The sequence below is a fragment of the Streptomyces griseus subsp. griseus genome, assembly GCF_003610995.1.
Taxonomy (GTDB): domain Bacteria; phylum Actinomycetota; class Actinomycetes; order Streptomycetales; family Streptomycetaceae; genus Streptomyces.
The window spans coordinates 3,838,344-3,862,902 of record NZ_CP032543.1; the positions used below are offsets into that span (position 1 = coordinate 3,838,344).

The 24,559-nt window shown below is 71.0% G+C and carries 18 protein-coding genes and 1 pseudogene; 11 read left to right on the top strand and 8 right to left on the bottom strand.

The features are described from left to right. Positions 1–12: 12 nt before the first annotated feature. The 3 genes from D6270_RS17100 to D6270_RS17110 form a co-directional block, all read right to left on the bottom strand. Positions 13–834: a hypothetical protein gene (locus tag D6270_RS17100; RefSeq protein WP_109164631.1), complete on the bottom strand. Its 822-nt coding sequence runs from the start codon at positions 832–834 to the stop codon at positions 13–15. 181 nt (positions 835–1,015) lie between these two features. Next, entirely contained in the window at positions 1,016–2,170 is a 1,155-nt protein-coding gene (locus D6270_RS17105) for a metallophosphoesterase (RefSeq protein ID WP_204117104.1), read from the bottom strand. 174 nt (positions 2,171–2,344) lie between these two features. Continuing rightward, positions 2,345–3,457 (bottom strand): LacI family DNA-binding transcriptional regulator, encoded by a 1,113-nt coding sequence (locus D6270_RS17110; RefSeq protein WP_076967683.1) that lies wholly within the window; start codon positions 3,455–3,457, stop codon positions 2,345–2,347. A gap of 393 nt (positions 3,458–3,850) precedes the next feature. On the opposite strand from D6270_RS17110, the gene hisC reads away from it, so the two are divergent. The 5 genes from hisC to D6270_RS17135 all read left to right on the top strand — a co-directional run bounded on the left by hisC (position 3,851) and on the right by D6270_RS17135 (position 13,265). Then, positions 3,851–4,930: a histidinol-phosphate transaminase gene (hisC, locus tag D6270_RS17115; RefSeq protein WP_109164630.1), complete on the top strand. Its 1,080-nt coding sequence runs from the start codon at positions 3,851–3,853 to the stop codon at positions 4,928–4,930. Between the two features lie 268 nt (positions 4,931–5,198). Further along, positions 5,199–6,710, top strand: a complete 1,512-nt coding sequence (locus D6270_RS17120; protein ID WP_109164629.1) for a cytochrome ubiquinol oxidase subunit I — start codon at positions 5,199–5,201, stop codon at positions 6,708–6,710. Between the two features lie 18 nt (positions 6,711–6,728). Then, positions 6,729–7,730, top strand: coding sequence for a cytochrome d ubiquinol oxidase subunit II (gene cydB / locus D6270_RS17125; RefSeq protein WP_109164628.1), 1,002 nt, complete (start codon positions 6,729–6,731; stop codon positions 7,728–7,730). Between the two features lie 99 nt (positions 7,731–7,829). Next, entirely contained in the window at positions 7,830–11,453 is a 3,624-nt protein-coding gene (cydD, locus tag D6270_RS17130; RefSeq protein WP_109164627.1) for a thiol reductant ABC exporter subunit CydD, read from the top strand. A 105-nt stretch (positions 11,454–11,558) separates the two neighbouring features. Then, a complete protein-coding gene (locus tag D6270_RS17135; protein ID WP_109164626.1) occupies positions 11,559–13,265 on the top strand; it encodes a sensor histidine kinase in 1,707 nt (568 codons plus the stop codon). Between the two features lie 69 nt (positions 13,266–13,334). Here D6270_RS17135 and D6270_RS17140 read toward each other — a convergent pair whose 3' ends face one another. Beyond that, entirely contained in the window at positions 13,335–14,180 is an 846-nt protein-coding gene (locus D6270_RS17140; RefSeq protein WP_109167399.1) for a Cof-type HAD-IIB family hydrolase, read from the bottom strand. A 210-nt stretch (positions 14,181–14,390) separates the two neighbouring features. Here D6270_RS17140 and D6270_RS17145 point away from each other — a divergent pair, with 210 nt between their 5' ends. Beyond that, a complete protein-coding gene (locus D6270_RS17145; protein ID WP_109164625.1) occupies positions 14,391–15,287 on the top strand; it encodes an LLM class flavin-dependent oxidoreductase in 897 nt (298 codons plus the stop codon). 12 nt (positions 15,288–15,299) lie between these two features. Here the strand turns inward: D6270_RS17145 and D6270_RS17150 are convergent, their stop codons facing one another. The 4 genes from D6270_RS17150 to D6270_RS17165 all read right to left on the bottom strand — a co-directional run bounded on the left by D6270_RS17150 (position 15,300) and on the right by D6270_RS17165 (position 19,561). Continuing rightward, positions 15,300–15,842 (bottom strand): RNA 2'-phosphotransferase, encoded by a 543-nt coding sequence (locus D6270_RS17150; RefSeq protein ID WP_109164624.1) that lies wholly within the window; start codon positions 15,840–15,842, stop codon positions 15,300–15,302. Between the two features lie 148 nt (positions 15,843–15,990). Then, the gene (locus D6270_RS17155) at positions 15,991–16,920 is read right to left on the bottom strand and encodes a MerR family transcriptional regulator (RefSeq protein ID WP_109164623.1); all 930 of its coding nucleotides are present in this window, start codon (positions 16,918–16,920) and stop codon (positions 15,991–15,993) included. Continuing rightward, positions 16,917–18,689 (bottom strand): SDR family oxidoreductase, encoded by a 1,773-nt coding sequence (locus D6270_RS17160; RefSeq protein ID WP_109164622.1) that lies wholly within the window; start codon positions 18,687–18,689, stop codon positions 16,917–16,919. Before D6270_RS17160 ends, D6270_RS17155 begins: the two co-directional genes overlap by 4 nt. Continuing rightward, on the bottom strand, positions 18,686–19,561 hold the full coding sequence (locus tag D6270_RS17165; RefSeq protein ID WP_109164621.1) for a M24 family metallopeptidase: 876 nt from the start codon (positions 19,559–19,561) through the stop codon (positions 18,686–18,688). Before D6270_RS17165 ends, D6270_RS17160 begins: the two co-directional genes overlap by 4 nt. A 197-nt stretch (positions 19,562–19,758) precedes the next feature. Between D6270_RS17165 and D6270_RS17170 the strand changes: the two genes are divergently transcribed. The 5 genes and pseudogenes from D6270_RS17170 to D6270_RS17190 form a co-directional block, all read left to right on the top strand. Further along, positions 19,759–20,889, top strand: a complete 1,131-nt coding sequence (locus tag D6270_RS17170) for an ABC transporter ATP-binding protein (RefSeq protein ID WP_202418701.1) — start codon at positions 19,759–19,761, stop codon at positions 20,887–20,889. Continuing rightward, on the top strand, positions 20,879–21,787 hold the full coding sequence (locus D6270_RS17175) for an ABC transporter permease (protein ID WP_109164620.1): 909 nt from the start codon (positions 20,879–20,881) through the stop codon (positions 21,785–21,787). Before D6270_RS17170 ends, D6270_RS17175 begins: the two co-directional genes overlap by 11 nt. Next, positions 21,784–22,695, top strand: a complete 912-nt coding sequence (locus D6270_RS17180) for an ABC transporter ATP-binding protein (RefSeq protein ID WP_109164619.1) — start codon at positions 21,784–21,786, stop codon at positions 22,693–22,695. Before D6270_RS17175 ends, D6270_RS17180 begins: the two co-directional genes overlap by 4 nt. Positions 22,696–22,725: 30 nt before the next feature. Next, a complete protein-coding gene (locus D6270_RS17185) occupies positions 22,726–23,445 on the top strand; it encodes an ABC transporter permease (protein WP_018513726.1) in 720 nt (239 codons plus the stop codon). 327 nt (positions 23,446–23,772) lie between these two features. Then, positions 23,773–24,477, top strand: a pseudogene (locus D6270_RS17190) (hypothetical protein); the annotation flags it as partial. Between the last annotated feature and the right edge of the window lie 82 nt (positions 24,478–24,559).

The following is a 24,559-nucleotide window of genomic DNA, read 5'->3' on the forward strand; positions in this document are numbered from 1 at the left end:
ACCCAACGGGCCCTACTCCGGCCGGTGGTCCGGCCCGCCGAAGTCCGGGCTGGTGAAGTCGGGGCTCGTGAAGGTCGGCCGGGGTCCGGCCGACGGACCGTCCTCCGGACCGGAGAAGTCCGGCCTGCTGTAGCCGACCTTCGGGATGCGGTGGGGCGAGCGGTGCGGGGTCCGCGCGGCGGGGCCCGCGGCCGGGTCGGCCAGGGCGTCCCGCAGGAACGGCAGGATGCCGCGCTCCAGCAGCGCGTGGCGCCAGGCCTCCCGGGCCCGGGCGACCTCCTCCGGAAGCTCGTCCTCCTCGTCCTCGGCGGCCCGCGAGGTGGAGCCGTTGCGCAGGGCGGTGACGAGCAGCCCCACGGCGGCGACCAGGATGGCCGCGGCGGCGACAGCGGCGAAGAACCACCCGGCCGCGACCAGGGTGGTGCCGAAGGCGACCGACGGGCTGACCGCCTTCAGCAGATAGCCGACGAGCAGGAAGATGACGGCGGCGGTGCCCGCGAGCAGTGGAGTGAGGACCGTGAGGACCGCCCCTATGCCGGCGCCCGGCCCGGCCGCGCCGGAGCCGTCCGCGTACCGCTCGCCCTCCGGGAGCGTGGCGCTCGCCGCGCGCAGCTCGGCCCGGGCCTTGACGTAGCGCTCGTACTCGGTGGCGGCGGCCGCGGTTATCAGCGCTGTGGCGTTGAGCGCCATCGTGCGCAGCTGCTCGGTGTTGAGCCGGTCGCCGACGCCCTCCAGGTCCGGGCGCTCATGGGCGTGACGCAGTGCGTCGCCGAGGATCCGCGCGTACTCGGGACCGTCCTCTGCCTGCAGGTGCGGAGCGCTTGTCATCTGCATCCCCCGATGCTCCGTCGGGCCCGGCAGCCCGCGTTGACCGGGCGATCGGGCGGAAACGGAGGAGAGCCTGCCACTGATGAGCCGATGGTAGAGCGCTCACGGCGCGTGGTGACAGGGTGTTTCCGGAATTGGGCCCGATGATCGGCGCGGTCCGATCCAGATGCCCCTTCCCGGCCAGGGCTCAGTCATGCAGGGGGAGTTGGACGACCAGTAGCTTTCCGGCCATGGTCACTCCGCCGTCCATGGCGATGGCGAGCCCGTCCGCGTACACGTGCGGACCGTTCACCACCGGCCCCGAACCGTCCTCGCCGTCCTCCGTGCCGACCTCGCCGAGGAGGTACGGAATGGGGCTGTGACCGTGGACGACGCGCTGTCCGCCGTACGTCGCCAGCAGCTCGCGCACCGCTTCGGCGCCGCCCTCGTCGCGGAAGGCGAACCGCTTGGTGAGCTTGCGGAAGAGGTCCCAGCACTCGTCGGCGTCGTTACGGGTGAGGATGGCGGTGATCGTGTCGTTGACGTCCTCGATGGTGGAGCCGTAGTCGAGGTAGGCCGTCGTGTCGGAGTGCATCAGCAGATGCCCGTCCTCCTCGACGACCGCGTCGAGTCGGGACATCCACTGGAGGTGGACGTCCTGGAGGCGGTCCATGTCGTTCTTCTGGCCGCCGTTGAGCAGCCAGGCGGCCTGGAAGGTGGCGGTGCCGGCCCCGGAGTTGACGGGGGTGTCGGCGAACCGCTTGGCGCCGATGAGGAGCAGCTCGTGATTGCCCATCAGGGCCTTGCAGTAGCCGCCCGCCGCCGCAGCCTCCGCCGAGAGCCGCATGACGAGGTCGATGACCCCGATGCCGTCGGGGCCGCGGTCGGTGAAGTCGCCGAGGAACCAGAGCCGGGCGTTGCCCGCGGCCCAGTTGCCGTCGGCGTCGATGAGGCCCTGGGCGGCGAGGGCGGCCACCAGCTCGTCGAGATAGCCGTGGACGTCGCCGACGACGAAGAGCGGGCCGCGCCCCTCCCCGTTGTCGGGGCGGGGTTCGGGGACGGTCTGCACCTGGACGGTGTCGCCGCGGTTGATGACGGGGAGGTCGCGCTCGGTGGGGGTGTACCCCTCCGGGGGTTCGTCGCCGACGGCCGCGTTCCCGGGGTGCGGCAGGTGGGGTGGTGCGGAGGCGTGCGGGGGCACAGAGGCGTGCGGCACGGGCGCCGGCGCGTGCGGGGGCAGTGACGGGTGCGGCGCCGCTCCGGGCGTCTGCGGTGGTACGGGCGTCTGTGCGTACGGCGGAACTCTGAAGTCACGCAACGTCGCCGTCCGCACCACGGGTTCCTGACCGGCCCCCTGAGTCATCGACCCCTCCACCACCGTCGCGCCGCCGTACACCTGACGGGCCTTGCCTGGTAGAGGTGGTCCGCGGTGTCGTGCGCCCATCATAGGAATGCGGATCGATCTGTGTGACGCACCAGGGGTGGTGAATCCGGGCGCACGTACGGTTCACCGGCCGATTGGTCCGAAAAGAGCCGATCAATCCCTGCTGGGGGAGCGTGGCGCGCTGACCGTGGTGCGCGGTGGACGGCGTTGCGAGGAGGTCCGGACGATGAGCTCCGTCGGTATCACCTGCTCGACCGGCCCGTCGTGTTCGACGCCTTCGATGGCGTCGATGAGGAGCTGGACGACGGCCGTGCCGATGCGGCGGGGCTTCAGCGAGAGCGTCGTGATGGGCGGTTCGGTGGCCGCGTACACGGTGGACTCGCTGCAGCAGACCAGCAGCAGGTCCTCGGGGACCCGCAGGCCGTAGCGGCGGGCGGCGGCGAGGAGATCGGTGCCGTTGGGGTCGAAGAGCCCGTAGACCGCGTCGGGTCGGTCCGGGCGGGCGAGCAGCCGGTCCGCGGCGACCGCGCCCGCGCAGGGGTCGTGCGCCGGGTAGGACTCGTACACGGGGTCCTGCCCGACCCGCTCGCACCAGTGCAGATAGGCGGTGGTGGAGAGCCGGGTGTACGTGTCGGTGGTGGTGCCGGTCAGCAGGCCGATACGGCGCGCTCCGGCGGCGGCGAGGTGGTCGAGGAGGTCGAGTACGGCGGCCCGGTGGTCGTTGTCGACCCAGGCGGTGACGGGGAGCGTCCCGGCCGGGCGGCCGTCCGATACGACGGGCAGCCCCTGGCGGACGAGTTCGGTGACGACCGGGTCCTGGTCGGAGGGGTCGATGACGACGGTCCCGTCGAGGGCGACGTTCGACCAGACGTCGTGCCGGGAGGTGGCGGGGAGGATGACCAGGGCGTAGCCCCGGGCGAGCGCCGCCGAGGTCGCGGCTCTCGCCATCTCCGCGAAGTACGCGAACTCGGTGAAGGTGAAAGGTTCATCCCCGTACGTGGTCACGGTCAGGCCGATCAGCCCCGACTTGCCCGTACGGAGGGTTCGGGCCGCTGCGGAGGGGCGGTAGCCCAAGCGCTCTGCGACCTCGCGGACATGGCTGCGGGTGGCGTCCGGGAGCCTGCCCTTGCCGTTGAGCGCGTCGGAGACGGTCGTGATCGAGACTCCGGCCGCGGCGGCCACGTCGCGGATCCCCGCCCGTCCTGGCCGGCCGCTGCGCCGGGGGGTCTCCGTCCGGCTCACCTGGTGCTTCCCTGCTGCTGTCATGGCGAGCCGATAGTAGGGCTCGGAAGGGCGGTCGGTCCGGTCGCATATGCACCCATTGACAGGCACGTTTCTGCATGATCATCAATGGTCAAATACCTTGCAATGAAAGGGTGTTGAAGGCCTCGACATTAGTGTGTCAGGTGTTGGTGGCCGGCGGCCTGCTGAATGGTCGATGTCTCGAAGAGGTCTCAACTCACCACTTCGGGGGACGCGCGCCACGGCGTGAGACACGGGCGCGCGCCGCAACCGAAAACGCTCCCCCCTGGGAAGGGCCACGATGACAGGCCATTCCCGGCACTGCGGGAGATTCCGTGCCCGGCCCATTCGCAGCGGCGCCCAATCCTCATATGGTGAGCAGTATTGATGTGTACGGACGGTCGAGGAGGACCTGCGGTGAGCGAGACGAGCCCCAAGCTGCGCGCCGAGCTGGACGGCGTTCCCGCCTATGTGCCGGGCAGGCCGGCGGCGGCCGGCGGACCGGTCGCCTACAAGCTGTCCTCCAACGAGAATCCCTACCCGCCGCTTCCGGGGGTCCTGGAGTCGGCGCTCGCCGCCGCGGGCAGCTTCAACCGCTACCCGGACATGGCGTGCACCGGGCTGATGAACGAGCTGTCCGACCGGTTCGGTGTGCCGCTCTCGCACCTCGCCACCGGCACCGGATCTGTCGGGGTGGCCCAGCAGCTGCTCCAGGCCACCTCGGGCCCGGGCGACGAGGTCATCTATGCCTGGCGCTCCTTCGAGGCGTACCCGATCATCACGCAGGTGAGCGGTGCGACCTCGGTGAAGGTCCCGCTGACCAGCGGTGAGGTGCACGACCTCGACGCGATGGCCGCGGCGGTCACCGACCGGACCCGGCTGATCTTCGTCTGCAACCCGAACAACCCCACCGGGACTGTGGTGCGCCGGGCCGAGCTGGAGCGGTTCCTGGACCGGGTGCCCGGCGATGTGCTGGTGGTCCTCGACGAGGCGTACAAGGAGTTCATCCGCGACGCCGATGTGCCCGACGGCATCGAGATCTACCGGGACCGGCCCAATGTGGCGGTGCTGCGGACCTTCTCGAAGGCGTACGGCCTCGCGGGGCTGCGGGTCGGGTTCGCCGTGGCCCACGAGCCGGTGGCCGCCGCGCTGCGGAAGACCGCCGTCCCCTTCGGCGTCAGCCAGCTCGCCCAGGACGCGGCGGTCGCCTCGCTGCGCGCGGAGGACGAGCTGCTGGGCCGGGTCGGTTCGCTGGTCGCCGAGCGGAGCCGGGTGGCCGGGGAGCTGGTGCGGCAGGGCTGGACCGTGCCGGAGTCGCAGGCCAACTTCGTCTGGCTGCGTCTGGGTGGGCGGGCCCTCGACTTCGCTGCCGCCTGTGAGCGGGCCGGTGTGGTGGTACGCCCGTTCAAGGGTGAGGGCGTACGGGTCACGATCGGCGAGAGCGAGGGCAACGACCTCTTCCTGAAGGCGGCGGAGGCGTTCCGCGCGGAGCTGTAGCGCCCCGGCGCACCCTGCGGCCTCTGTACGGCCGGGTGGCCCCGGACCTCGATCGACGAGGTCCGGGGCCTTCTCTATGCGTCCGCACCGAAAAGGGGTACCCCCGGCGAACGGCCCGAAAATACGTGCGCCATAATTGCTTGTGAATGTGAACGCGTTCACAAGCGTGCCCCCATTCGTCCCGCGATGTGTGGAATCAAAGGGGCAGAGTGCCCGGTGCGGCCACGGAGACGTGGCGTCACCACGGCGACGTAAGGAGAAAGACGACGTGGACCTCGCTCTGGCGCCGGAGACCCTGGCGCGATGGCAGTTCGGCATCACCACCGTCTACCACTTCCTCTTCGTTCCGCTGACGATCTCGCTCGCCGCGCTCACCGCCGGCCTGCAGACCGCCTGGGTGCGGACGAACAAGGAGAAGTACCTCAGGGCGACCAAGTTCTGGGGGAAGCTGTTCCTGATCAACATCGCCATGGGTGTGGTCACGGGCATCGTCCAGGAGTTCCAGTTCGGCATGAACTGGTCCGACTACTCGCGCTTCGTCGGCGACATCTTCGGCGCCCCGCTCGCCTTCGAAGCGCTGATCGCCTTCTTCTTCGAGTCCACCTTCATCGGCCTGTGGATCTTCGGCTGGGACCGGCTGCCGAAGAAGATCCACCTCGCCTGCATGTGGATGGTCTCGCTCGGCACGATCCTCTCCGCCTACTTCATCCTGGCGGCCAACTCCTGGATGCAGCACCCGGTCGGCTACAGGATCAACGAGGAGCGCGGCCGCGCCGAGCTCACCGACTTCTGGAAGGTGCTCACCCAGGACACCGCGGTGACGCAGTTCTTCCACACCATCACGGCGGCCTTCCTGGTCGGCGGGGCGTTCATGGTCGGCATCGCCGCCTTCCACCTGGCGCGCAAGAAGCACATCCCGGTGATGCGGACCTCGCTGCGGCTGGGTCTGGTCACGGTCGTCATCGCCGGACTGCTCACCGCCGTCAGCGGTGACCAGCTGGCCAAGGTGATGTTCCGCCAGCAGCCGATGAAGATGGCCGCCGCCGAGGCGCTCTGGGACGGCCAGGAGCGCGCCCCCTTCTCGATCTTCGCGTACGGGGACGTCAGCGAGGGCCACAACTCCGTCGAGATCTCACTCCCCGGCGTGCTTTCCTTCCTCGCCGACAACGACCCGAACTCCTACGTGCCGGGCATCAACGACATCAACAAGGCCCAGGAGGAGAAGTACGGCCCCGGCGACTACCGGCCCAACATCCCGGTCGCGTTCTGGAGCTTCCGCTGGATGATCGGCTTCGGGATGGCCTCCTTCGGCCTCGGGCTGCTGGGGCTCTGGCTGACCCGGCGGAAGTTCCTGCTGCCACCGGCGCTGCGGACCGGTGAGGACGAGGTCCCCCACCTGGTCCTCTTCCGGAACAAGGCGCTCAGCCCGAAGTTCACCAAGCTCTACTGGCTCACCGCTCTCTGGACCCTGCTCTTCCCGCTCATCGCCAACTCCTGGGGATGGATCTTCACCGAGATGGGCCGCCAGCCGTGGGTGGTCTACGGGGTCCTCCAGACCCGCGACGGGGTCTCCCCCGGTGTGTCACAGGGCGAGATCCTCACCTCGATGATCCTCTTCACCCTCGTCTACGCCGTGCTCGCGGTCATCGAGGTCAAGCTCCTCGTGAAGTACATCAAGGCCGGGCCGCCGGAGCTCACCGAGTCCGACCTCAACCCGCCCACCCGGATCAACGGCCACGACGACGAAGACGCCGACCGGCCCATGGCCTTCTCGTACTGAGAGCACAGGAGCTGAGAGATGGAACTCCACGACATCTGGTTCGTGCTCATCGCCGTCCTCTGGATCGGCTACTTCTTCCTGGAGGGATTCGACTTCGGCATCGGCGTCCTCACCAAGCTGCTCGCCCGCGACCGCAAGGAGCGGCGGGTCCTCATCAACACGATCGGGCCTGTCTGGGACGGCAACGAGGTCTGGCTGCTCACTGCGGGCGGCGCGACCTTCGCGGCCTTCCCCGAGTGGTACGCCACCCTGTTCTCCGGCTTCTACCTGCCGCTGCTGATCATCCTGCTCTGCCTGATCGTGCGCGGGGTCGCCTTCGAGTACCGGGCCAAGCGGACCGGGGAGCGGTGGCAGACCAACTGGGAGAACGCGATCTTCTGGACCTCGCTGATCCCCGCGGTGCTGTGGGGCGTGGCGTTCGGGAACATCGTGCGCGGGGTGAAGATCGACGCCGACATGGAGTACGTGGGCAACTTCTTCGACCTGCTGAACCCGTACGCGATTCTCGGCGGGCTCGTCACGCTCTTCCTCTTCACCTTCCACGGCGCGGTGTTCGCCGCGCTCAAGACGGCCGGGGACATCCGGGTCCGGGCGCGCTCGCTGGCGCTCAAGCTGGGCCTGGCCACGGCGGTGCTGGCGCTGGGATTCCTGCTCTGGACGCAGGCCGCGAGCGGTGACCGCTGGAGTCTGGCGGCGCTGATCGTGGCGGTGGTGGCCCTGGTGGCGGCGATCGGGGCCATCGCCAAGGGGCGCGAGGGCTGGTCGTTCGCGTTCTCGGGGCTGACGATCGTGGCGGCGGTGGGGATGCTGTTCCTGACGCTCTTCCCGAACGTCATGCCGTCCTCGCTGAACGATGCGTGGAACCTCACGGTCACCAATGCCTCGTCCACGCCGTACACGCTGAAGATCATGACCTGGTGCGCCGGCATCGCCACACCCATGGTGCTGCTGTACCAGAGCTGGACGTACTGGGTGTTCCGCAAGCGGATCGGCACCCAGCACATCGCGGACGCGCACTGAGCCGCACCGGCCCGGCCGGGCCGTGTTTCACGTGAAACACGGCCCGGCTCGCTCCGACCCTGCTGATCCCGACGATCCCGCTGCTGGGGGATGTTTCACGTGAAACCGATCGACCCGCGTCTGGTGCGGTACGCACAGGCCACCCGCTTCTTCCTGGCGGCCGTGGTGGCCCTCGGCCTGGTCGGCGCCGCGCTGGTGATCGGCCAGGCGATGCTGATCGCCGAGATCGTGGTGGGCGGGTTCGAGGACGGGCTCACGGTCACCGAGCTCCGTACCCCGCTGCTGCTGCTCGCGGCGGTCGCCGTGGGCCGCGCCCTGGTCGCCTGGCTCACCGAGCTGGCGGCCCACCGGGCGAGTGCGGCGGTCAAGTCCGAGCTGCGCGGCCGGCTCCTGGAGCGGGCCGCGCACCTGGGCCCCGGCTGGCTGAGCGGACAGCGCACCGGTTCCCTGGTGGCGCTGGCGACCCGTGGGGTCGACGCACTCGACGACTACTTCGCGCGCTACCTGCCGCAGCTGGGACTCGCGGTCGTCGTGCCGGTGGCGGTGCTGGCCCGGATCGTCACCGAGGACTGGGTCTCGGCCGCGATCATCGTGGTCACGCTGCCGCTCATCCCCCTCTTCATGATCCTGATCGGCTGGGCCACCCAGGCGCGGATGGACCGGCAGTGGCAGCTGCTCTCCCGGCTCTCCGGCCACTTCCTGGATGTCGTCGCCGGGCTGCCGACGCTCAAGGTCTTCGGCCGCGCCAAGGCCCAGGCCGAGTCGATCCGCACCATCACCTCGCAGTACCGCCGGGCCACCGTGCGCACCCTGCGGATCGCCTTCCTCTCCTCGTTCGCCCTGGAGCTGCTGGCCACCCTGTCGGTCGCGCTCGTCGCCGTCACCATCGGCATGCGGCTCGTACACGGGGAACTCGACCTCTACACCGGCCTGGTGGTCCTGCTCCTGGCCCCGGAGGCGTATCTGCCGATCCGGCAGGTCGGGGCGCAGTACCACGCGGCGGCGGAGGGGCTCTCGGCCGCCGAAGAGATCTTCGCGGTCCTGGAGACCGAGCCCCGGGCGGCGGGCACCGAGCGTGTCCCGGACTCGACGCGCCTGGAGCTGGAGGGCGTGACCGTACGCCACGAGGGCCGCACCGATCCGTCGCTGGACGCCGTCTCGCTTGCCGTCGAACCGGGGGAGACCGTCGCCCTGGTCGGCCCGAGCGGCGTCGGCAAGTCCACTTTGCTGAACGTGGTCCTGGGGTTCGCCGTACCCGACGAGGGGCGCATCCGGGTCGGCGGCAGGGACCTCGCGGAGCTGGACCTGGAGCGCTGGCGGAGCCGGATCGCCTGGGTCCCGCAGCGCCCGCACCTCTTCGCCGGAACGATCGCGGAGAACGTCCGCCTAGCCCGGCCCGACGCCGACGACGAGGCGGTGGTGGCGGCGCTGCGGGACGCGGGGGCGTACGACTTCGTCGCGGAGCTGCCCGACGCCGAGCGGACCCTGCTGGGCGAGGACGGTGCCGGGCTCTCCGCCGGCCAGCGCCAACGCCTCGCCCTCGCCCGGGCGTTCCTCGCCGACCGGCCGCTGCTGCTCCTGGACGAGCCGACCGCGAGCCTGGACGGGGAGACGGAGGCGGGGATCGTCGAGGCCGTACGGAGGCTGGCGGCGGGCCGGACCGTGCTGCTGGTCGTCCACCGCCCGGCCCTGCTGGCGGTGGCGGACCGGGTGGTGACGCTGGAGCCGAGGCCTGCGGGGGCCCAGGAGCCGGCGGCGGTGGTCGCCGCGCCCGGACTGTCTGTGCCGCAGCCCCTCGCGGGCGGTGAGCCGCTGGACGCGCGGCGCCCCGGGGATGTGCTGGAGGCGGCGGAGCTGGTGGAGTCCGGCGACGTACGGGAGTCCGGGACCCTGCTGGAGCCCGCGGATCCGCGCGAGGACGGGGGCGGCCCGGCCCACGGAGCCGGACCGCTGCGGGAGACCGGAGCCCGCACCGGGCGGGTCCTCACCCGGGTCCGGGAGGCGGCAGGGGCGCAGCGTGGACAGCTGGCCCTGGCGCTGCTGCTGGGCAGCCTCGCCGTGGGGTCGGCCGTGGGGCTCATGGCCGTCTCCGGCTGGCTGATCTCCCGCGCCTCCGAACAGCCGCCGGTGCTCTACCTGATGATGGCTGTCACCGCGACGCGTGCCTTCGGTATCGGCCGGGCGGTCTTCCGGTACGCGGAGCGTCTGGTCTCCCACGACGCCGTGCTCAAACTGCTCGCCGAACTCCGGGTAGCGGTCTACCGCGGCCTCGAACGCGTCGCGCCCGCCGGGCTGCGCACGGTGCGCCGGGGCGACCTGCTCTCCCGGCTCGTCGCCGACGTGGACGCGCTCCAGGACTACTGGCTGCGCTGGCTGCTGCCCGCCGGGACCGCGCTCACGGTCTCCGTGGCCGCCGCCGGGTTCACCGGCTGGCTGCTGCCCGAGGCTGGCGTGATCCTGGCGGTCGGACTGCTGATCGCAGGGGTTGGTGTGCCGCTGGTCAGCGGTGCCTTCGCCCGCCGTACGGAACGTCAGCTGGCGCCCGCGCGCGCCGCCCTGGCCACCCGGGTCACCGACCTCCTCGGCGGCACGGCAGAGCTGACCGTCGCCGGGGCGCTTCCGGCCCGGCAGGCCCAGATGCGGGCCGCCGACGGCCTGCTGACCAGGATCGTCTCCCGCGCGGCCACCGCGACGGCGCTGGGCGGCGGGCTCTCCGCCCTGGTCTGCGGGCTCACGGTGGTGGCCGCCGCGCTCGTCGCCGTACCCGCCGTGAACGGCGGCCGGCTGGCCGGGGTCGCGCTCGCGGTGGTGGTGCTCACCCCGCTCGCCGCCTTCGAGGCCGTCGCCGGACTGCCGCTCGCGGTGCAGTACCGCCAGCGGGTGCTGCGGAGTGCGGAGCGGGTGTACGAGGTACTCGATGCCCCCGTCCCCGTACAGGAGCCCGCGAGCCCGGCCGATCCGCCCGCCTCGCCGTTCCCGCTGGAGGTGCGGGGGCTGTCGGCCCGCTACCCGGGGGCCCGCCGCGACGCCCTGGAGTCGGTCGACCTGACGCTGGTGCCCGGCCGCCGTATCGCGGTCGTCGGCCCCTCCGGCTCCGGCAAGACGACGCTCGCGCAGGTCCTGCTCCGCTTTCTGGACGCCTCATCGGGGACGTACAGCCTCGGCGGCGTGCAGGCGGCCGATCTGGACGGCGACACCGTACGGCGCTCCGTCGGCCTCTGCGCCCAGGACGCCCACGTCTTCGACAGCTCCATCCGCGAGAACCTGCGCCTCGCCCGTACCGGCGCCACCGACGCCGAGCTGGACGACGCGCTCTCCCGGGCCCGGCTGCTGGAGTGGGTCCGCTCCCTGCCGGAGGGGCTAAACACCCTGGTCGGCGAGCACGGTGCCCGGCTCTCCGGCGGCCAGCGCCAGCGCCTCGCCCTGGCCCGGGCGCTGCTGGCCGACTTCCCGGTCCTCGTCCTGGACGAGCCGGCCGAGCACCTCGACCTGGCGACCGCCGACGCGCTCACCGCCGACCTGCTGGCGGCGACCGAAGGGCGGACGACCGTCCTGATCACCCACCGGCTGGCCGGGGTCGAGGCGGTCGACGAGGTGGTGGTGCTGGACGCGGGCCGGGTGGCACAGCGCGGACCGTATGCGGAGCTCGCCGCCGAGGACGGGCCGCTGCGCCGGATGCTGGAGCGGGAGAAGGAGACGGTGCTGGTGGGGGCCGAGACATGAGCCGCGTACGGGGCCGTGGCCGCCGCCCGCACGGAACCCCATACACAACCCCGTACGGAGAAAACCCGACTTTCCTCTCCTATCGCCACTAACTAGGCTCAGGTCATGGCAGAGCCGGACCCGCAGGACTCACTCGATGCCGCCACGCAGGCCACCCGCAGCCTGCGGGGTCTCTCCACCGAGCTCACCGCCCGGGTCCCCCAGCTCCTGGAGGCGATGCGTTCGGTCGGCACGGGGCTGGAGCTGCACTCCACCCTCGACCGCATCTGCGCGACGGCCGCCGAGCTCGCCCACGCCCGGTACGCCGCCATCGGGGTCGTCGACGAGACGGGCGACGGGCTCTCCGACTTCGTCACGCACGGCGTCCCGGAGGAGGCCGCCCGGGCGATCGGGCGCAGGCCCGACGGACACCGGGGCCTGCTGGGCGCGCTGATCCACGAGCCCGACCCCGTACGGCTGAGCGATCTGACCGATGATCCGCGGTACGCCGGATTCCCGCCGGGCCACCCCCGGATGCGGAGCTTCCTCGGTGTGCCGATCCGGGTCCAGGGGGAGGTCTTCGGCAACCTCTACCTGACCGAGAAGCAGGACGGCGGCGAGTTCAGCGACTACGACCTGCACATGGTGCGGGTGCTCGCCACCGAGGCCGGGATCGCCATCGGCAACGCCCGGCTGTACGAGGCGGCGCGCCAGCGGGAGCGCTGGATCGACGGTTCGGTGGCGGTGACCACCGCCCTCCTCTCGGGCGGCGACGCCGACGACGCGCTCTCCGTCGTCGCCGAACAGGCCCGCCACCTCGCCGATTCGGCCGCCGGGATCGTGCTGCTGCCCACGGAGGACGGCGGTCTGGAGATCGTCGCGGTCTCCGCCGACGACCCCTCGGACTCGCTCGGGGTGATCATCCCGGCCCGCTCCACGGTGGTGGCGAAGCTGCTGGCGGGCGAGGCGGTCTTCATCGACGACTCGGCCACCGACAGCCGGATGGTCACCAGGCTGGCCGGCCGGTTCGGGCCCAGCATGCTGCTGCCGCTGCAGAGCGGCGGGCGGGTGCTCGGCGCCTTGGCGACGCCCCGGGCGCGGGGCGCGCGCCCGTTCAGCCGGACCGAGCGGACGCTCGCCACCCAGTTCGCCTCGCAGGCCGCGCTCGCGCTGATGATGGCCGAGGCGCAGCGCGACCGGGAGCGGCTCGCGGTCTACGAGGACCGGGACCGGATCGCCCGCGACCTCCACGACCTCGTCATCCAGCGGCTGTTCGCCACCGGGATGATACTGGAGAGCGCCCAGCGCAGGTCGGTGGTGCCCGAGGTGCGGACCGGGGTGGGCCGGGCGGTCGACGAGCTGGACGTGACCATCCAGGAGATCCGTACGGCCATCTTCGCGCTCCAGCAGGAGCCGGCCGAGGCCCCCTCGGGCCTCCGCACCCGCGTCCTGCGGGAGATCAACATGGCGGCGGTCCCGCTCGGCTTCAAGCCATCGCACCGCTTCCTGGGCGCCGTCGACGCGCTCGTCGGCGAGCTGACCGGCAAGAACCTCGTCGCCGCACTGCGCGAGGCCCTGTCCAACGCCTTCCGGCACGCCGGGGCCTCGGTGATCGACGTGGTCGTCGACGCCACGGCGACCCTGCCGGACGGGCGGGGCGCGGTGCGGCTCTCGGTGGCCGACGACGGGGTGGGCATCCCGGAGGGCGGCCGCCGCAGCGGACTGCGCAATCTGGCGCGCCGGGCGGAGTCGCTGGGCGGGGCGAGCTGGTTCGGCCCGGGCATCGGGGAGGACGGCGGCGGTACGACGGTGGTGTGGGAGGCGCCGCTGTGAGCTTCGGGGACGCCGCTCCCCGGACCGGTGGCCAGCGGTCGCCGCTGTGAGCCGAAGCGTTGACGGCTGTCAGCGGCTGGCGAGGATCCGTTCGATGACCACGGCCACGCCGTCCTCCTCGTTGGTGAGGGTCTGCCGCGAGGCGGCGGCCAGGGCTGCGGGGTGGGCGTTGCCCATCGCGTACGAGGTACCGGCCCAGCCGAGCATCTCGACGTCGTTGGGCATGTCCCCGAAGGCGACCACCTCGGCGGCGGAGATGCCGCGCTCCTCGCAACAGGCGGCGAGCGTAGTGGCCTTGGAGACGCCCGGCCCGCTGACCTCCAGGAGTGCGGAGGGGCTGGAGCGGGTGATGGAGGCCCGCTCCCCGGTCACCGCACGGGCCAGAGCGAGGAAGGCGTCCGGGGGCATCTCGGTGTGGTGGGCGAGGAGTTTGAGTACGGGGGCGCCGTCGCCCGGCACGTCCTCGTGCAGCAGCTTCTCCGCGATGGCGACCGTGGCGCCCGGGTCCAGGTGGAAGGGCGGGTAGGACGGCTCGTAGTTGATGCCGGTGGTCATCTCGACGGCGAAGGAGGTGCCGGGGGCGGCATCGCGCAGGGTCCGCACGACGTGCAGGGCGGCCTCGCGCTCCAGCGCCCGTACGGTGAGCAGCTCGCGGTCCGCGCGCAGATCGGTGACCACGGCGCCGTTCGCGCAGATCGCCAGCCCGTGGCCCTGCACATGGTCGCTGACGACGCCCATCCAGCGGGCCGGCCTGCCGGTGACGAAGAAGACCTCGATCCCGGCCTCCTCGGCCGCGGCGAGCGCGGCGACCGTGCGTGCGGAGAGCGTCTTGTCGTCGCGCAGCAGGGTGCCGTCGAGGTCGGTCGCGATCAGCCGGGTCACGGCAGGCAGAGGCGCATCGGTAACTGAGGTCACCTCGCCATTCTCGCCCACCGAGGTGCACGTGCGTGCGGAGGGGCGCACATTTGAGTGGGCGCGCCTCTGAGCTGCGGAACATTCCTCTGGCATATGCCAAGAGGTTTCAGGGTGAGGTTCCGGCACGCCGGCCCAACCGCTGCGGTGGTGCCGGGGTCCGGCCCGCGAAGTCGATGCGCCACCCGCCCGGCCTCTCGTAGGGTCGCCCTCATGCGACTGAGCACTGTGATTCTGCCGATCGACCGCTGGCACGAAGGCGGCCGGGACACGTGGACCCGAGCCGAGGAGCTGGGCTTCCACACCGCCTACACCTACGACCACCTGTCCTGGCGGAGCTTCCGCGACCGTACGTGGTTCGGCGCGCTCCCCACCCTCACCGCCGCCGCGACCGCCACGAGCCGGCTGCGTCTGGGCACGCTGGTCACCTCGCCGAACTTCCGCCACCCCGTGACCCTGGCCAAGGAGCTGATCTCCCTGGACGACATCTCCGGCGGCCGGATCACCCTCGGCATCGGCGCCGGGGGCAGCGGGTTCGACGCCACCGCGCTGGGCCAGGAGGCATGGACCCCACGGGAGCGCGCCGACCGCTTCGGCGAGTTCGTGCCGCTCCTGGACCGTCTGCTCACCGAGGACGCGGTGACGGATCACGGAACGCACTACTCCGCCGTGGAGGCCCGCAACATCCCGGGCTGCGTCCAGCGGCCCCGGCTGCCCTTCGCGGTCGCCGCGACCGGCCCGCGCGGTCTGCGGCTCGCCGCCCGCCACGGGCAGGCGTGGGTGACCACCGGCGACCCGAAGCTGTACGAGACCGGCACCCCCGAGCAGTCGGTGGAGGCCCTGCGGGACCAGAACAAGAGGCTCGTCGCCGCCTGCGAGGAGGTCGGCCGGGACGCCTCCGAGCTGGACCGGATCCTGCTCACCGGCTTCACCCCCGACCGCAACGCCCCGCTGGAGTCGGTGGACGCTTTCGTCGACTTCGCGGGCCGCCACGCCGAGCTCGGGATCACCGAGATCGCCATCCACGCCCCCATCCCGGACTCCGGCTTCGCCATCGACCCGGCCGTCTACGAGCGCATCGCGACGGAGGCGCCGGCCCAGCTGGGCTGACGGCCCGGAGCCTCACTCCCGGAGCAGCAGGAACTGAGGCGGTACGGCGTCGGCGAGCCAGACCCCGTTGGCGCTGACCCGGAACGCGTGGCCGGCGCGGTGCATGGCGCCCGCGTTCACGGTGAGCACCAGGGGGCGGCCGCGCCGGGCGCCGACCCGGGTGGCCGTCTCGCGGTCGGGGGAGAGGTGGACGTGGTGGCGGGCCATGGGGCGCAGGCCCTCGGCCCGGATGGCGTCCAGCACGCGGGCGACCGTGCCGTGGTAGAGGTACGCCGGCGGCTCGGCGGGCGGCAGGTCCAGGTCCACGGTGACGGTGTGGCCCTGGTTGGCCCGGATGCGGTCGCCGTCCATTGTGAAGCGCCGCTTGTCGTTGGCGGCGACGACATGGTCCAGCTCGGCGCGGGTGATGGCGAACCCGTGCCGGGCCGCCGCGGTCAGCAGCGTCTCGACGCCCACCCAGCCGTTGACGTCGAGGGTGATGCCGATGTCCTCCGGCTGGTGCCGGAGGTGTTTCGAGAGGTACTTGGACACCTTGACGGTGCGGCGCTCGTCCATCCCGCCAGAGTGCCCGTGGGCAGATCACCGGTGCATCCGGATTTCTTACAGGCTTCTTTTCTGCTTTTCCCGCGCTGATGTTTGATCCACAGCCAACTTGGGTTATCCACAGGCTATTTGGCGACTCTGTGGACAACCGGCAGGGCATTTAACCCCTTTCGTCAACTTTGTTGGTTTCTGAGTGAGATGAGGTCAGGGCGTCCAACGTGCGTCCCTGCACCTCTCGTTCGGCGGCCGCCGCCACGAAGGCCGCGACCTGATCCGCGCCAACCAGCGCCTCCACCGCCCGCGTTGTGCGGGCCGGGAGCAGCACCGGCCGGGTCTCGCTCCCCTCGATGGTGCTCTCCTGCGCACCGAGATGGTGATGCAGATGCAGGGTGGCGAACGTCCGCATGGCGCGCGCCAGTTCGGCGTCCACCGTCTGCTGCGCGAGCGGCCGCAGCCGGCGCACCATCGACGCCGCCTCGGCCGCATCGGAGTCGGTGGGCGGCCGATGGCCCAGATAGCGCGCGAAGACGTGCTCGGTGGTGAACTCCAGGAAACGGGAGGCTATGTGCTCGACCTGGCCGCGAAGTTCCTTGAGGTGGGCGGAGATCGCGAGCAGCGGGACGCCCGCCGCGTGCAACTCCACTGCTACCGCAAGCTCTTGCGGGCTCGGTACGAGGAATTCATCGTCCTTGCCCGGGACGCGCTCCAGCACCCCGAGCTCCACCGCCTCCGCGATCGCCTCGTCGTCCTGCGAGCCGCCGAACTTCGCGTCCAGTTCCTCGCGGGTGATCCGGTCGGCCTCCTCGTCGGTCCAGGGGCCGTGCACCTCGGCGACCAGGCCCAGCACCCCGCCCAGCCCCCGCCCCGCGTCCCACGCCTCCAGCAGCTCCTTGATGCTGGCCAGGGTGTAGCCCCGCTCCAGCAGGTCCGCGATCTGGAGGAGCCGGGCCAGATGCGCCTCCCCGTACACATTGGCCCGCCCGCGCCGCTCCGGCGTCGGCAACAGCCCCCGGTCCTGGTACGCCCTGATCGTGCGCACCGTCGCCCTGCTGGCGTGGGCCAGGTCCTCGATCCGGTACTCGGCGCTCACAGCGGCGGCTTCAGCCGGGCGATCCCCCGCAGCACCCCGGGGCTGACCCGCGAGAGCAGCCGGGCACCACGCGCCTCCGGGGTCACCGGCACCACGGCCCGGTTGCGCACGACCGCCTCCAGGATGGCGTCGGCGACCTTCTCCGGGGGGTAGTTGCGCCGCCCGTAGAGCCGGGTGGTCCGCTTCCGCAGCCGCTGCTCCTCCTCCACGCCGGCCCCGGCGAACCGGGTGGTGGCGGTGATGTTGGTGTTGACGATGCCGGGGCATATGGCGCTCACCCCGATCGACTTCTCCGCCAGCTCGGCGCGCAGGCACTCGCTCAGCATCAGCACGGCCGCCTTCGACGTGCTGTACGCGGGCAGCGCCCGGGAGGGCTGAAAGGCCGCGGCCGATGCGGTGTTGACGATATGGCCGCCCTGGCCCCGGTCGGCCATCTGCTTGCCGAAGATCCGGCAGCCGTGGATGACGCCCCAGAGATTGACGTCGAGGACCCTCTTCCACTCCTCGCTCGTCGTCTCCAGGAAGGATCCGGAGAGGCCGATCCCGGCGTTGTTGACCAGGACGTCGACGGTGCCGTATTCGGCGGCCACCTTGGCGGCGAGCTTCTCCATCGCCGCCTCGTCGCTCACGTCGACCGCCTCGCCCCAGGCCGCCGGGGCTCCCACCAGCCGGGCCAGCTCCGCCGTCCTGGCGGCCCCCTCCGCGTCGAGGTCGACGGCCACCACACGGGCGCCGGCCTCGGCGAACGCGAACGCCGTGGCCCGGCCGATCCCGGAGGCGGCACCCGTCACCAGGACCAGCTGGCCGCCGAACCGCTCCGCGTACCGCCCCTTCGCCGCGGGCTGCTGGACCGCCGGACCCTCCTGGCCGCCCGTCTCGCTGGCGGCGGCGAACTCGCCGATCCACGCGGCCAGCTGGTCGGGCCGGGTACGCGGCACCCAGTGCTTGGCCGGCAGGGACCGGCGTACCAGACGGGGGACCCACTGCTCCAGGTCGTCGTAGAGCCGCTCGGAGAGGAAGGAGTCGCCGGTCGGCGTGATGAGCTGGACCGGTGCGTGGGCGTAGGCGTCGGCGCGCGGCCTGCCCAGCCGGGCCCGGACGTTGTCCCGGTAGAGCCAGGCCCCGTGCGCCGCGTCGTCGGGCAGGGACGCGGTCGGGTAGTCGCCCGCGGGCACCTTCTCCAGCCGCTGGAGGATGCCGGGCCACCGCTTGCCGAGGGGCCCGCGCCAGGCCAGCTCCGGCAGCACCGGCGTATGGAGCATGTACACATACCAGGACTTGGCGCCCTGGCCCAGCAGTTGACCGGCCCGGCGCGGGGTAGGCCTGGCCATCCGCTGCTTGATCCAGTGCCCGAAGTGGTCCAGGGACGGGCCGGACATCGAGGTGAAGGAGGCGATCCTGCCCTCGGTCCGCCCGACCGTGACGAACTCCCAGGACTGCACCGACCCCCAGTCGTGCCCCACCACATGGACCGGCCGGTCCGGGCTGACCGCGTCGATCACCGCCAGGAAGTCGTCGGTCAGCTTCTCCAGGGTGAAGCCCCCGCGCAGCGGCTCGGGCGCCGTCGACCGGCCGTGGCCGCGCACGTCGTACAGCACGACATGCCACTGTTCGGCCAGCCGTGCGGCGACCTCGGACCAGACCTCCTTGCTGTCCGGATACCCATGGACCAGCACCACCGTCGGCCGTTCCCCGTCCCCCAGCTCGGCGACGCAGAGCTCCACGCCACCCGTACGCACCCTGCGCTCACGCGCTCCCGGCAGATTCACGCCGCCACCTTCTCCTCGGCCCAGCGCCGCACATGCGGCAGATCGTCGTCCAGCCAGAAAGCGCTCTGCTCGGGGTCCTTGGAGTCGGTGACGACCAGGATCTCCTCGAACTTCGCGCCCGTACCCCTGAATCCGAGGTGCGGTTCGACCGCCCACAGCCCGGGCTGCGGGGGATGGTCGGAGAAGCGGTACGGACTCCACAGCGGCGACCAGCCGTCCCGGTGGCCGTGCACCGCGTCGCTCACCAACCCTTTGAGGGACTGGGTGCCGAACCCGAACACGCTGGGGGACCAACGCCGTTCGGCGACGCGGTCCACCTTGTGGGCGATGACGCCGAAGGGGTAGGCCCGGTGCCTGTTGGCGTATCCCTGGGCGGTCATGAGGCGTTCGACGTCCTCGTAGATCTCGCGCAGCGAACGGCGCTCGCGCACCTCCCGCAGGATCAGCTCGCGGTGCGCCTCCAGATCGGCGAGGAGCCGGTCGTGGAGCGGATTGAGGCCCAGACAGCCCGAGTACCCGATGTCGGCGGTGAAGCCTTTGTGGACCGGGGCCATGTCGAGGATGAACGGCATGCCCGGCTCCAGCTTCCGGTCGGTCGGGAAGAACTGGAGCGGCACCTTGAGCCCGGCGAACGCCGTCCGGTCCCCGAACCAGGCGAACGGCAGGTGGAACCAGTCCCGCACGCCCCGCTCCCGCAGCCACACCCGCTGCATCCGCGCCGCCTCCCGCTCGGTCACCCCCGATCTGAGCTGACCGGCGACAGCCTCGGCGCAGGCGTAGGCGAGGCGCTGCACCTCTCTGAACCCCTGTAGCTCCGGGGCCCTGAACCCCCGTGCTTCCGGGGCCTTTTCGTCCTGCACTGCCGAGGCCATGCCACCGTCCGTTCCCTGCCGTGTGCGGTACGTGCCCGTAACGTGACACTGATGAATGTGACAATGTCCAGCGGCTACGTCAAGGGGTGTGCGCGGCCTGTGGAAAACTCCCGGCCGGACGGAGATCCGCCCCGCACCCGGACCCCGGAACTCCTCCTTCGCGGGGTCCCCCTACGGGCCCGTACGCCTGGAGGCTGATGCCGATCCAGCCGTCAGGGCTGACGATCCCTGTGGTCCACGCCACTACCGTCGTACCTGTGACTGCCGTTATCGCTACCGAAGCCCTGAGCAAGCGGTTCCCCCGGGTGACCGCGCTCGACCGGCTCACGTTGGACATCGGACCAGGTGTGACCGGTCTGGTGGGTTCCAACGGGGCCGGCAAGTCCACGCTGATCAAGATCCTTCTGGGTCTCTCCCCCGCCACCGAAGGCCGGGCCGCGGTGCTCGGGCTGGACGTGGCTACCAGCGGCGCCGCCATCCGGGAGCGGGTGGGGTACATGCCGGAGCACGACTGCCTCCCGCCCGATGTGTCGGCCACCGAGTTCGTCGTGCACATGGCCCGTATGTCGGGGCTGCCGCCGACCGCGGCCCGTGAGCGCACCGCCGACACCCTGCGCCACGTCGGCCTCTACGAGGAGCGCTACCGCCCCATCGGCGGCTACTCGACCGGTATGAAGCAGCGGGTGAAGCTGGCCCAGGCCCTGGTCCACGACCCCCAGCTGGTCCTCCTCGACGAGCCGACCAACGGCCTGGACCCGGTCGGCCGTGACGAGATGCTCGGCCTGATCCGCCGGATCCACACCGACTTCGGCATCTCCGTCCTCGTCACCTCGCACCTCCTGGGCGAGTTGGAACGCACCTGCGACCACGTCGTCGTCATCGACGGCGGAGCCCTCCTGCGCTCCAGCTCCACCAGCGACTTCACCCAGATCACCACCACGCTCGCGGTGGAGGTGACCGACAGCGACACCCACCCCGACGGCACCGACGCCCTGCGCCAGGTCCTCGCCAAGGCCGGCGTCGCGCTGGTCGGCCAGGACGGACTCGACGCGGAAGGGCTGCCGGGCGCGGGCCACATCCTGCTGGTGGAGGCCACCGGCGAGGAGACGTACGACCTGGTCCGCGACAGCGTCGCCGGGCTCGGCCTCGGCCTGGTCCGCATGGAGCAGCGCCGCCACCACATCGCCGAGGTCTTCCGTACCGAACAGGGCGGGGCGGGCGCCACCCCCGTACCGGCCCAGGCCGTCACGGCCGGAGCCGGGGCCGTACAGCAGGCCACCGCGCCTGCGCCGTACCAGCAGAAGGGGAGCGGTCGCGATGAGCACTGAGACCGGTACCGCGACCGGGCGCGACACCTCCCGGATCCACAACATCGGCTACCGCTCGTACGACGGCAGGCGGCTCGGCCGGGCCTACGCCCGCCGTTCGCTCTACTCGCAGACCCTGCGCGGCTCCTTCGGACTCGGCCGTTCCGCCAAGTCCAAGGTCCTGCCCATGCTGCTGTTCGGCGTGATGACCCTGGTCGCGGCGATCCTGGTGGCGGTCTCCATGGCCGCGCCGGACGCCACCAGACTCGTCGTCAAATACACGTCGTACGCGATCTATCTGCAGGCCGTCATCGGCCTCTTCATCGCCGCACAGGCCCCGCAGGCGGTCTCCAGGGACCTCCGCTTCAAGAGCGTCCCCCTGTACTTCTCGCGGCCGATCGAACGCGCCGACTACGTGCTGGCGAAGCTCGCCGCCACGGCGTCCGCGCTCTTCATCCTCACCGGGGCGCCGCTGCTCATCCTCTATGTGGGTGCTCTGCTCGCGAAGTTCGACTTCGTCGACCAGACCAAGTGGTTCGGCCAGGGGCTGGTGTCGGTGGCGCTGCTGTCCGTACTGTTCGCCGGGCTCGGCCTGGTCATGGCCGCCCTCACCCCGCGCCGGGGCTTCGGCGTCGCCGCGGTGATCGCGGTCCTGACCATCTCCTACGGTGCCGTCTCCACGGTTCAGGTCATCGCCTGGGAGACCGGCTCGCCCGGGGCCGTGGAGTGGCTCGGCCTCTTCTCGCCGATCACCCTGATCAGTGGCGTACAGACCGCGTTCCTCGGCGCCACCTCGTCCTTCCCCGGAGAGGAAGCGGTGGGGGCCGGGATGGGAGTGGTCTACCTGTTCGTTGTTCTCGCGCTCGTCGCCGGCTCGTACGCCGTCCTGATGCGCCGCTACCGGAAGGTCGGGCTGTGACCACCATCGAGATCGACCACACCTCCCGCTGGTTCGGCAATGTGGTCGCCGTCAACGACGTCTCCATGACGGTGGGCCCCGGCGTCACCGGACTGCTCGGCCCCAACGGTGCGGGGAAGTCCACGCTCATCAACATGATGGGCGGCTTCCTCGCCCCCTCGACGGGCAAGGTCACCCTCGACGGACGGACGATCTGGCGCAACGAGAGCGTCTACAAGGAGATCGGCATCGTTCCCGAGCGGGAGGGGATGTACGACTTCCTGACCGGCAAGGAGTTCGTCGTCGCCAACGCCGAACTCCAGGGCCTGGGCGGCGCGGAGGCGCAGCGGGCGCTGGCCACGGTCCAGATGGAGTACGCGCAGGACCGCAAGATCTCCACGTACAGCAAGGGCATGCGCCAGCGCGTGAAGATGGCGTCCGCGCTGGTCCACGAGCCCTCGGTGCTGCTCCTTGACGAACCGTTCAACGGGATGGACCCGCGGCAGCGGATGCAGCTGATGGAGCTGCTGCGGCAGATGGGGGCCGAGGGCCGTACGGTCCTGTTCTCCTCCCACATCCTCGAAGAGGTCGAACAGCTGGCCTCGCACATTGAGGTGGTCGTGGCGGGACGGCACGCCGCCTCCGGCGACTTCCGCAAGATCCGGCGGCTGATGACGGACCGGCCGCACCGCTATCTGGTCCGCTCCAGCGACGACCGGGCACTGGCGGCCGCGCTCATCGCCGACCCGTCGACGGCCGGCATCGAGGTCGACCTGACCGAGAAGGCGCTGCGCATCCAGGCCGTCGACTTCGGCCGCTTCACCGAACTGCTGCCGAAGGTCGCCCGTGAGCAGGGCATCCGGCTGCTGACCGTCTCCCCGTCCGACGAGTCCCTCGAATCGGTCTTTTCCTATCTCGTAGCGGCCTGAGTAGTGGCCTGAAAGGAGCTGTGCACCGTCATGTACGACCCCACAGTCGCCCGGCTCACCTACCGGGCCCTGCTCGGCCGGCGCCGGGCCGCCATCCTGTTCGTCCTTCCCGCGCTGCTGCTGCTCCTCGCGGCGGCGGTCCGCATGTTCGCCGGGGCCGATGACCAGGTCGCCGCCAACGTCCTCGGCGGGTTCGCCATCGCCACGATGGTGCCGCTGATCGGGGTGATCGCCGGGACCGGGGCGATCGGTCCCGAGATCGACGACGGATCGATCGTCTACCTGCTGGCCAAGCCGGTGAAGCGCCCCACGATCATCTTCACCAAGCTGATCGTCGCCATCGCGGTGACCATGGTCTTCTCCGCCCTGCCGACCCTGCTCGCGGGGCTGATCCTGAACGGCAACGGGCAGCAGATCGCGATCGCCTACACGATCGCGGCACTGGTCGCCTCGATCGCGTACAGCGCGCTGTTCCTGCTGCTGGGCACGGTCAGCCGCCACGCGGTGGTCATCGGTCTGGTGTACGCGCTGGTCTGGGAGGCCCTCTTCGGCAGCCTGGTGCCGGGTGCGCGGACGCTCAGCGTCCAGCAGTGGTCCCTCGCCGTCGCCGAGAAGGTGGCCGGCCAGGGCATGGTCACCTCGGACGTGGGGCTGCCGCTCGCGACGGTCCTGCTGGCCGCCGTCACCGTGGCCGCCACCTGGTACGCGGGCCAGAAGCTGCGCGCGCTGAAGCTGGCCGGGGAGGAGTGAGCCCGGCCTGATCCTCCCGTACGCCGTACGCCGTGACCCCCGCCCCCCGTGCTGTTGGGGCGGGGGTCGTCGTATGTACGGGACAGTCGTAAGAGCGGGACAGATGTGCGCGTAACCGTACGTTTGTCGGGTCGTTGGGCAGGGTGCGTGGAGGCAACTGGAATCCGTGGCGTCGTGGCGTTCGTGAAATCGGGGAGTGCCGGACCCGGCTGAGGCTGAAGCCCACCGGTCCGGTCATCGAGTGAGTGGCAACCGTGAGCGTCCTCCACCCCTGCTGCCCGGGGTAGGGGCCGTCCCTTGTCATTCCCTCGTACGGAAGGCATGCCCATGCCCACGGAAGCCGCCCTGTTCGCGTCGCGGGCACTGCGCGTCGAGCAGATGGGGCGCGTCGACATCCTCGACAAGGTGAAGAGCCTTGTCATGCTCCCGGAAGGAATTCACGTTCGCACAGAGGATGTGGCGCGTTACTTCGAAGTATCCACAGCCTCGGTCAGGAGGCTCACCGATCGGCATCAGGAGGAGTTCGCTGAGAACGGGCTACGCGTTCTGCGCGGCTCTGAACTGCAATCCTTCCATAGCGACATGATGTCGCTATGGAAAGGCGAGGGGGTGGACAGTTATCCACAGGCAGCCACGCAGCTGCGCCTCTACACCCGCCGAACCGTCCTCAACGTCGCCATGCTTCTTCGCGACAGCGACATCGCCCGCTGCGTCCGTACGTACCTCCTCGACACCGAGGTGGCGCTCCGGGCCGAGTACGGAGCGCTCGACGTGCGGGCCACCCGGATCGAGAGCTGCCTCGCGGATGTCGGCAGTGCGCTCCAGGAGCTCGGGCCGGTGCTCTGCCGGATGTCGGAGCGGCTGGACAGCCTGGACCGGAAGGTGGAGGTGACGCAGCAGCTGGTCGGTGCGATGAGCGTGCGGCTCTCCGGCCTGTCGCAGGACGTCGTACGGATGGACGCCCGGTTCGACGCGCGGATGGAGGCCTTCGCGTACCAGCTGAGGGACCTGCGGCGCCGCACCGGACGCCGCTGCGAGCCGTCAGCTGGAAAAGGCCCTGCCCGCCGCCACCGGATCGGCGGTGGCGGCGGGCAGGGCCGAAGGTCTTCTACCG

Excerpts from the sequence above, each read along its gene's own strand:
- D6270_RS17175 (WP_109164620.1), top strand. The coding sequence starts at position 20,879 with ATGAGCACTGAGACCGGTACCGCGACCGGGCGCGACACCTCCCGGATC.
- D6270_RS17110 (WP_076967683.1), bottom strand. The coding sequence starts at position 3,457 with ATGACAGCAGCAGGGAAGCACCAGGTGAGCCGGACGGAGACCCCCCGG.
- D6270_RS17150 (WP_109164624.1), bottom strand. The coding sequence starts at position 15,842 with ATGGACGAGCGCCGCACCGTCAAGGTGTCCAAGTACCTCTCGAAACAC.
- D6270_RS17145 (WP_109164625.1), top strand. The coding sequence starts at position 14,391 with ATGCGACTGAGCACTGTGATTCTGCCGATCGACCGCTGGCACGAAGGC.
- D6270_RS17135 (WP_109164626.1), top strand. The coding sequence starts at position 11,559 with ATGGCAGAGCCGGACCCGCAGGACTCACTCGATGCCGCCACGCAGGCC.
- D6270_RS17105 (WP_204117104.1), bottom strand. The coding sequence starts at position 2,170 with ATGACTCAGGGGGCCGGTCAGGAACCCGTGGTGCGGACGGCGACGTTG.
- D6270_RS17185 (WP_018513726.1), top strand. The coding sequence starts at position 22,726 with ATGTACGACCCCACAGTCGCCCGGCTCACCTACCGGGCCCTGCTCGGC.
- D6270_RS17170 (WP_202418701.1), top strand. The coding sequence starts at position 19,759 with ATGCCGATCCAGCCGTCAGGGCTGACGATCCCTGTGGTCCACGCCACT.
- D6270_RS17165 (WP_109164621.1), bottom strand. The coding sequence starts at position 19,561 with ATGGCCTCGGCAGTGCAGGACGAAAAGGCCCCGGAAGCACGGGGGTTC.
- cydB (WP_109164628.1), top strand. The coding sequence starts at position 6,729 with ATGGAACTCCACGACATCTGGTTCGTGCTCATCGCCGTCCTCTGGATC.
- D6270_RS17100 (WP_109164631.1), bottom strand. The coding sequence starts at position 834 with ATGCAGATGACAAGCGCTCCGCACCTGCAGGCAGAGGACGGTCCCGAG.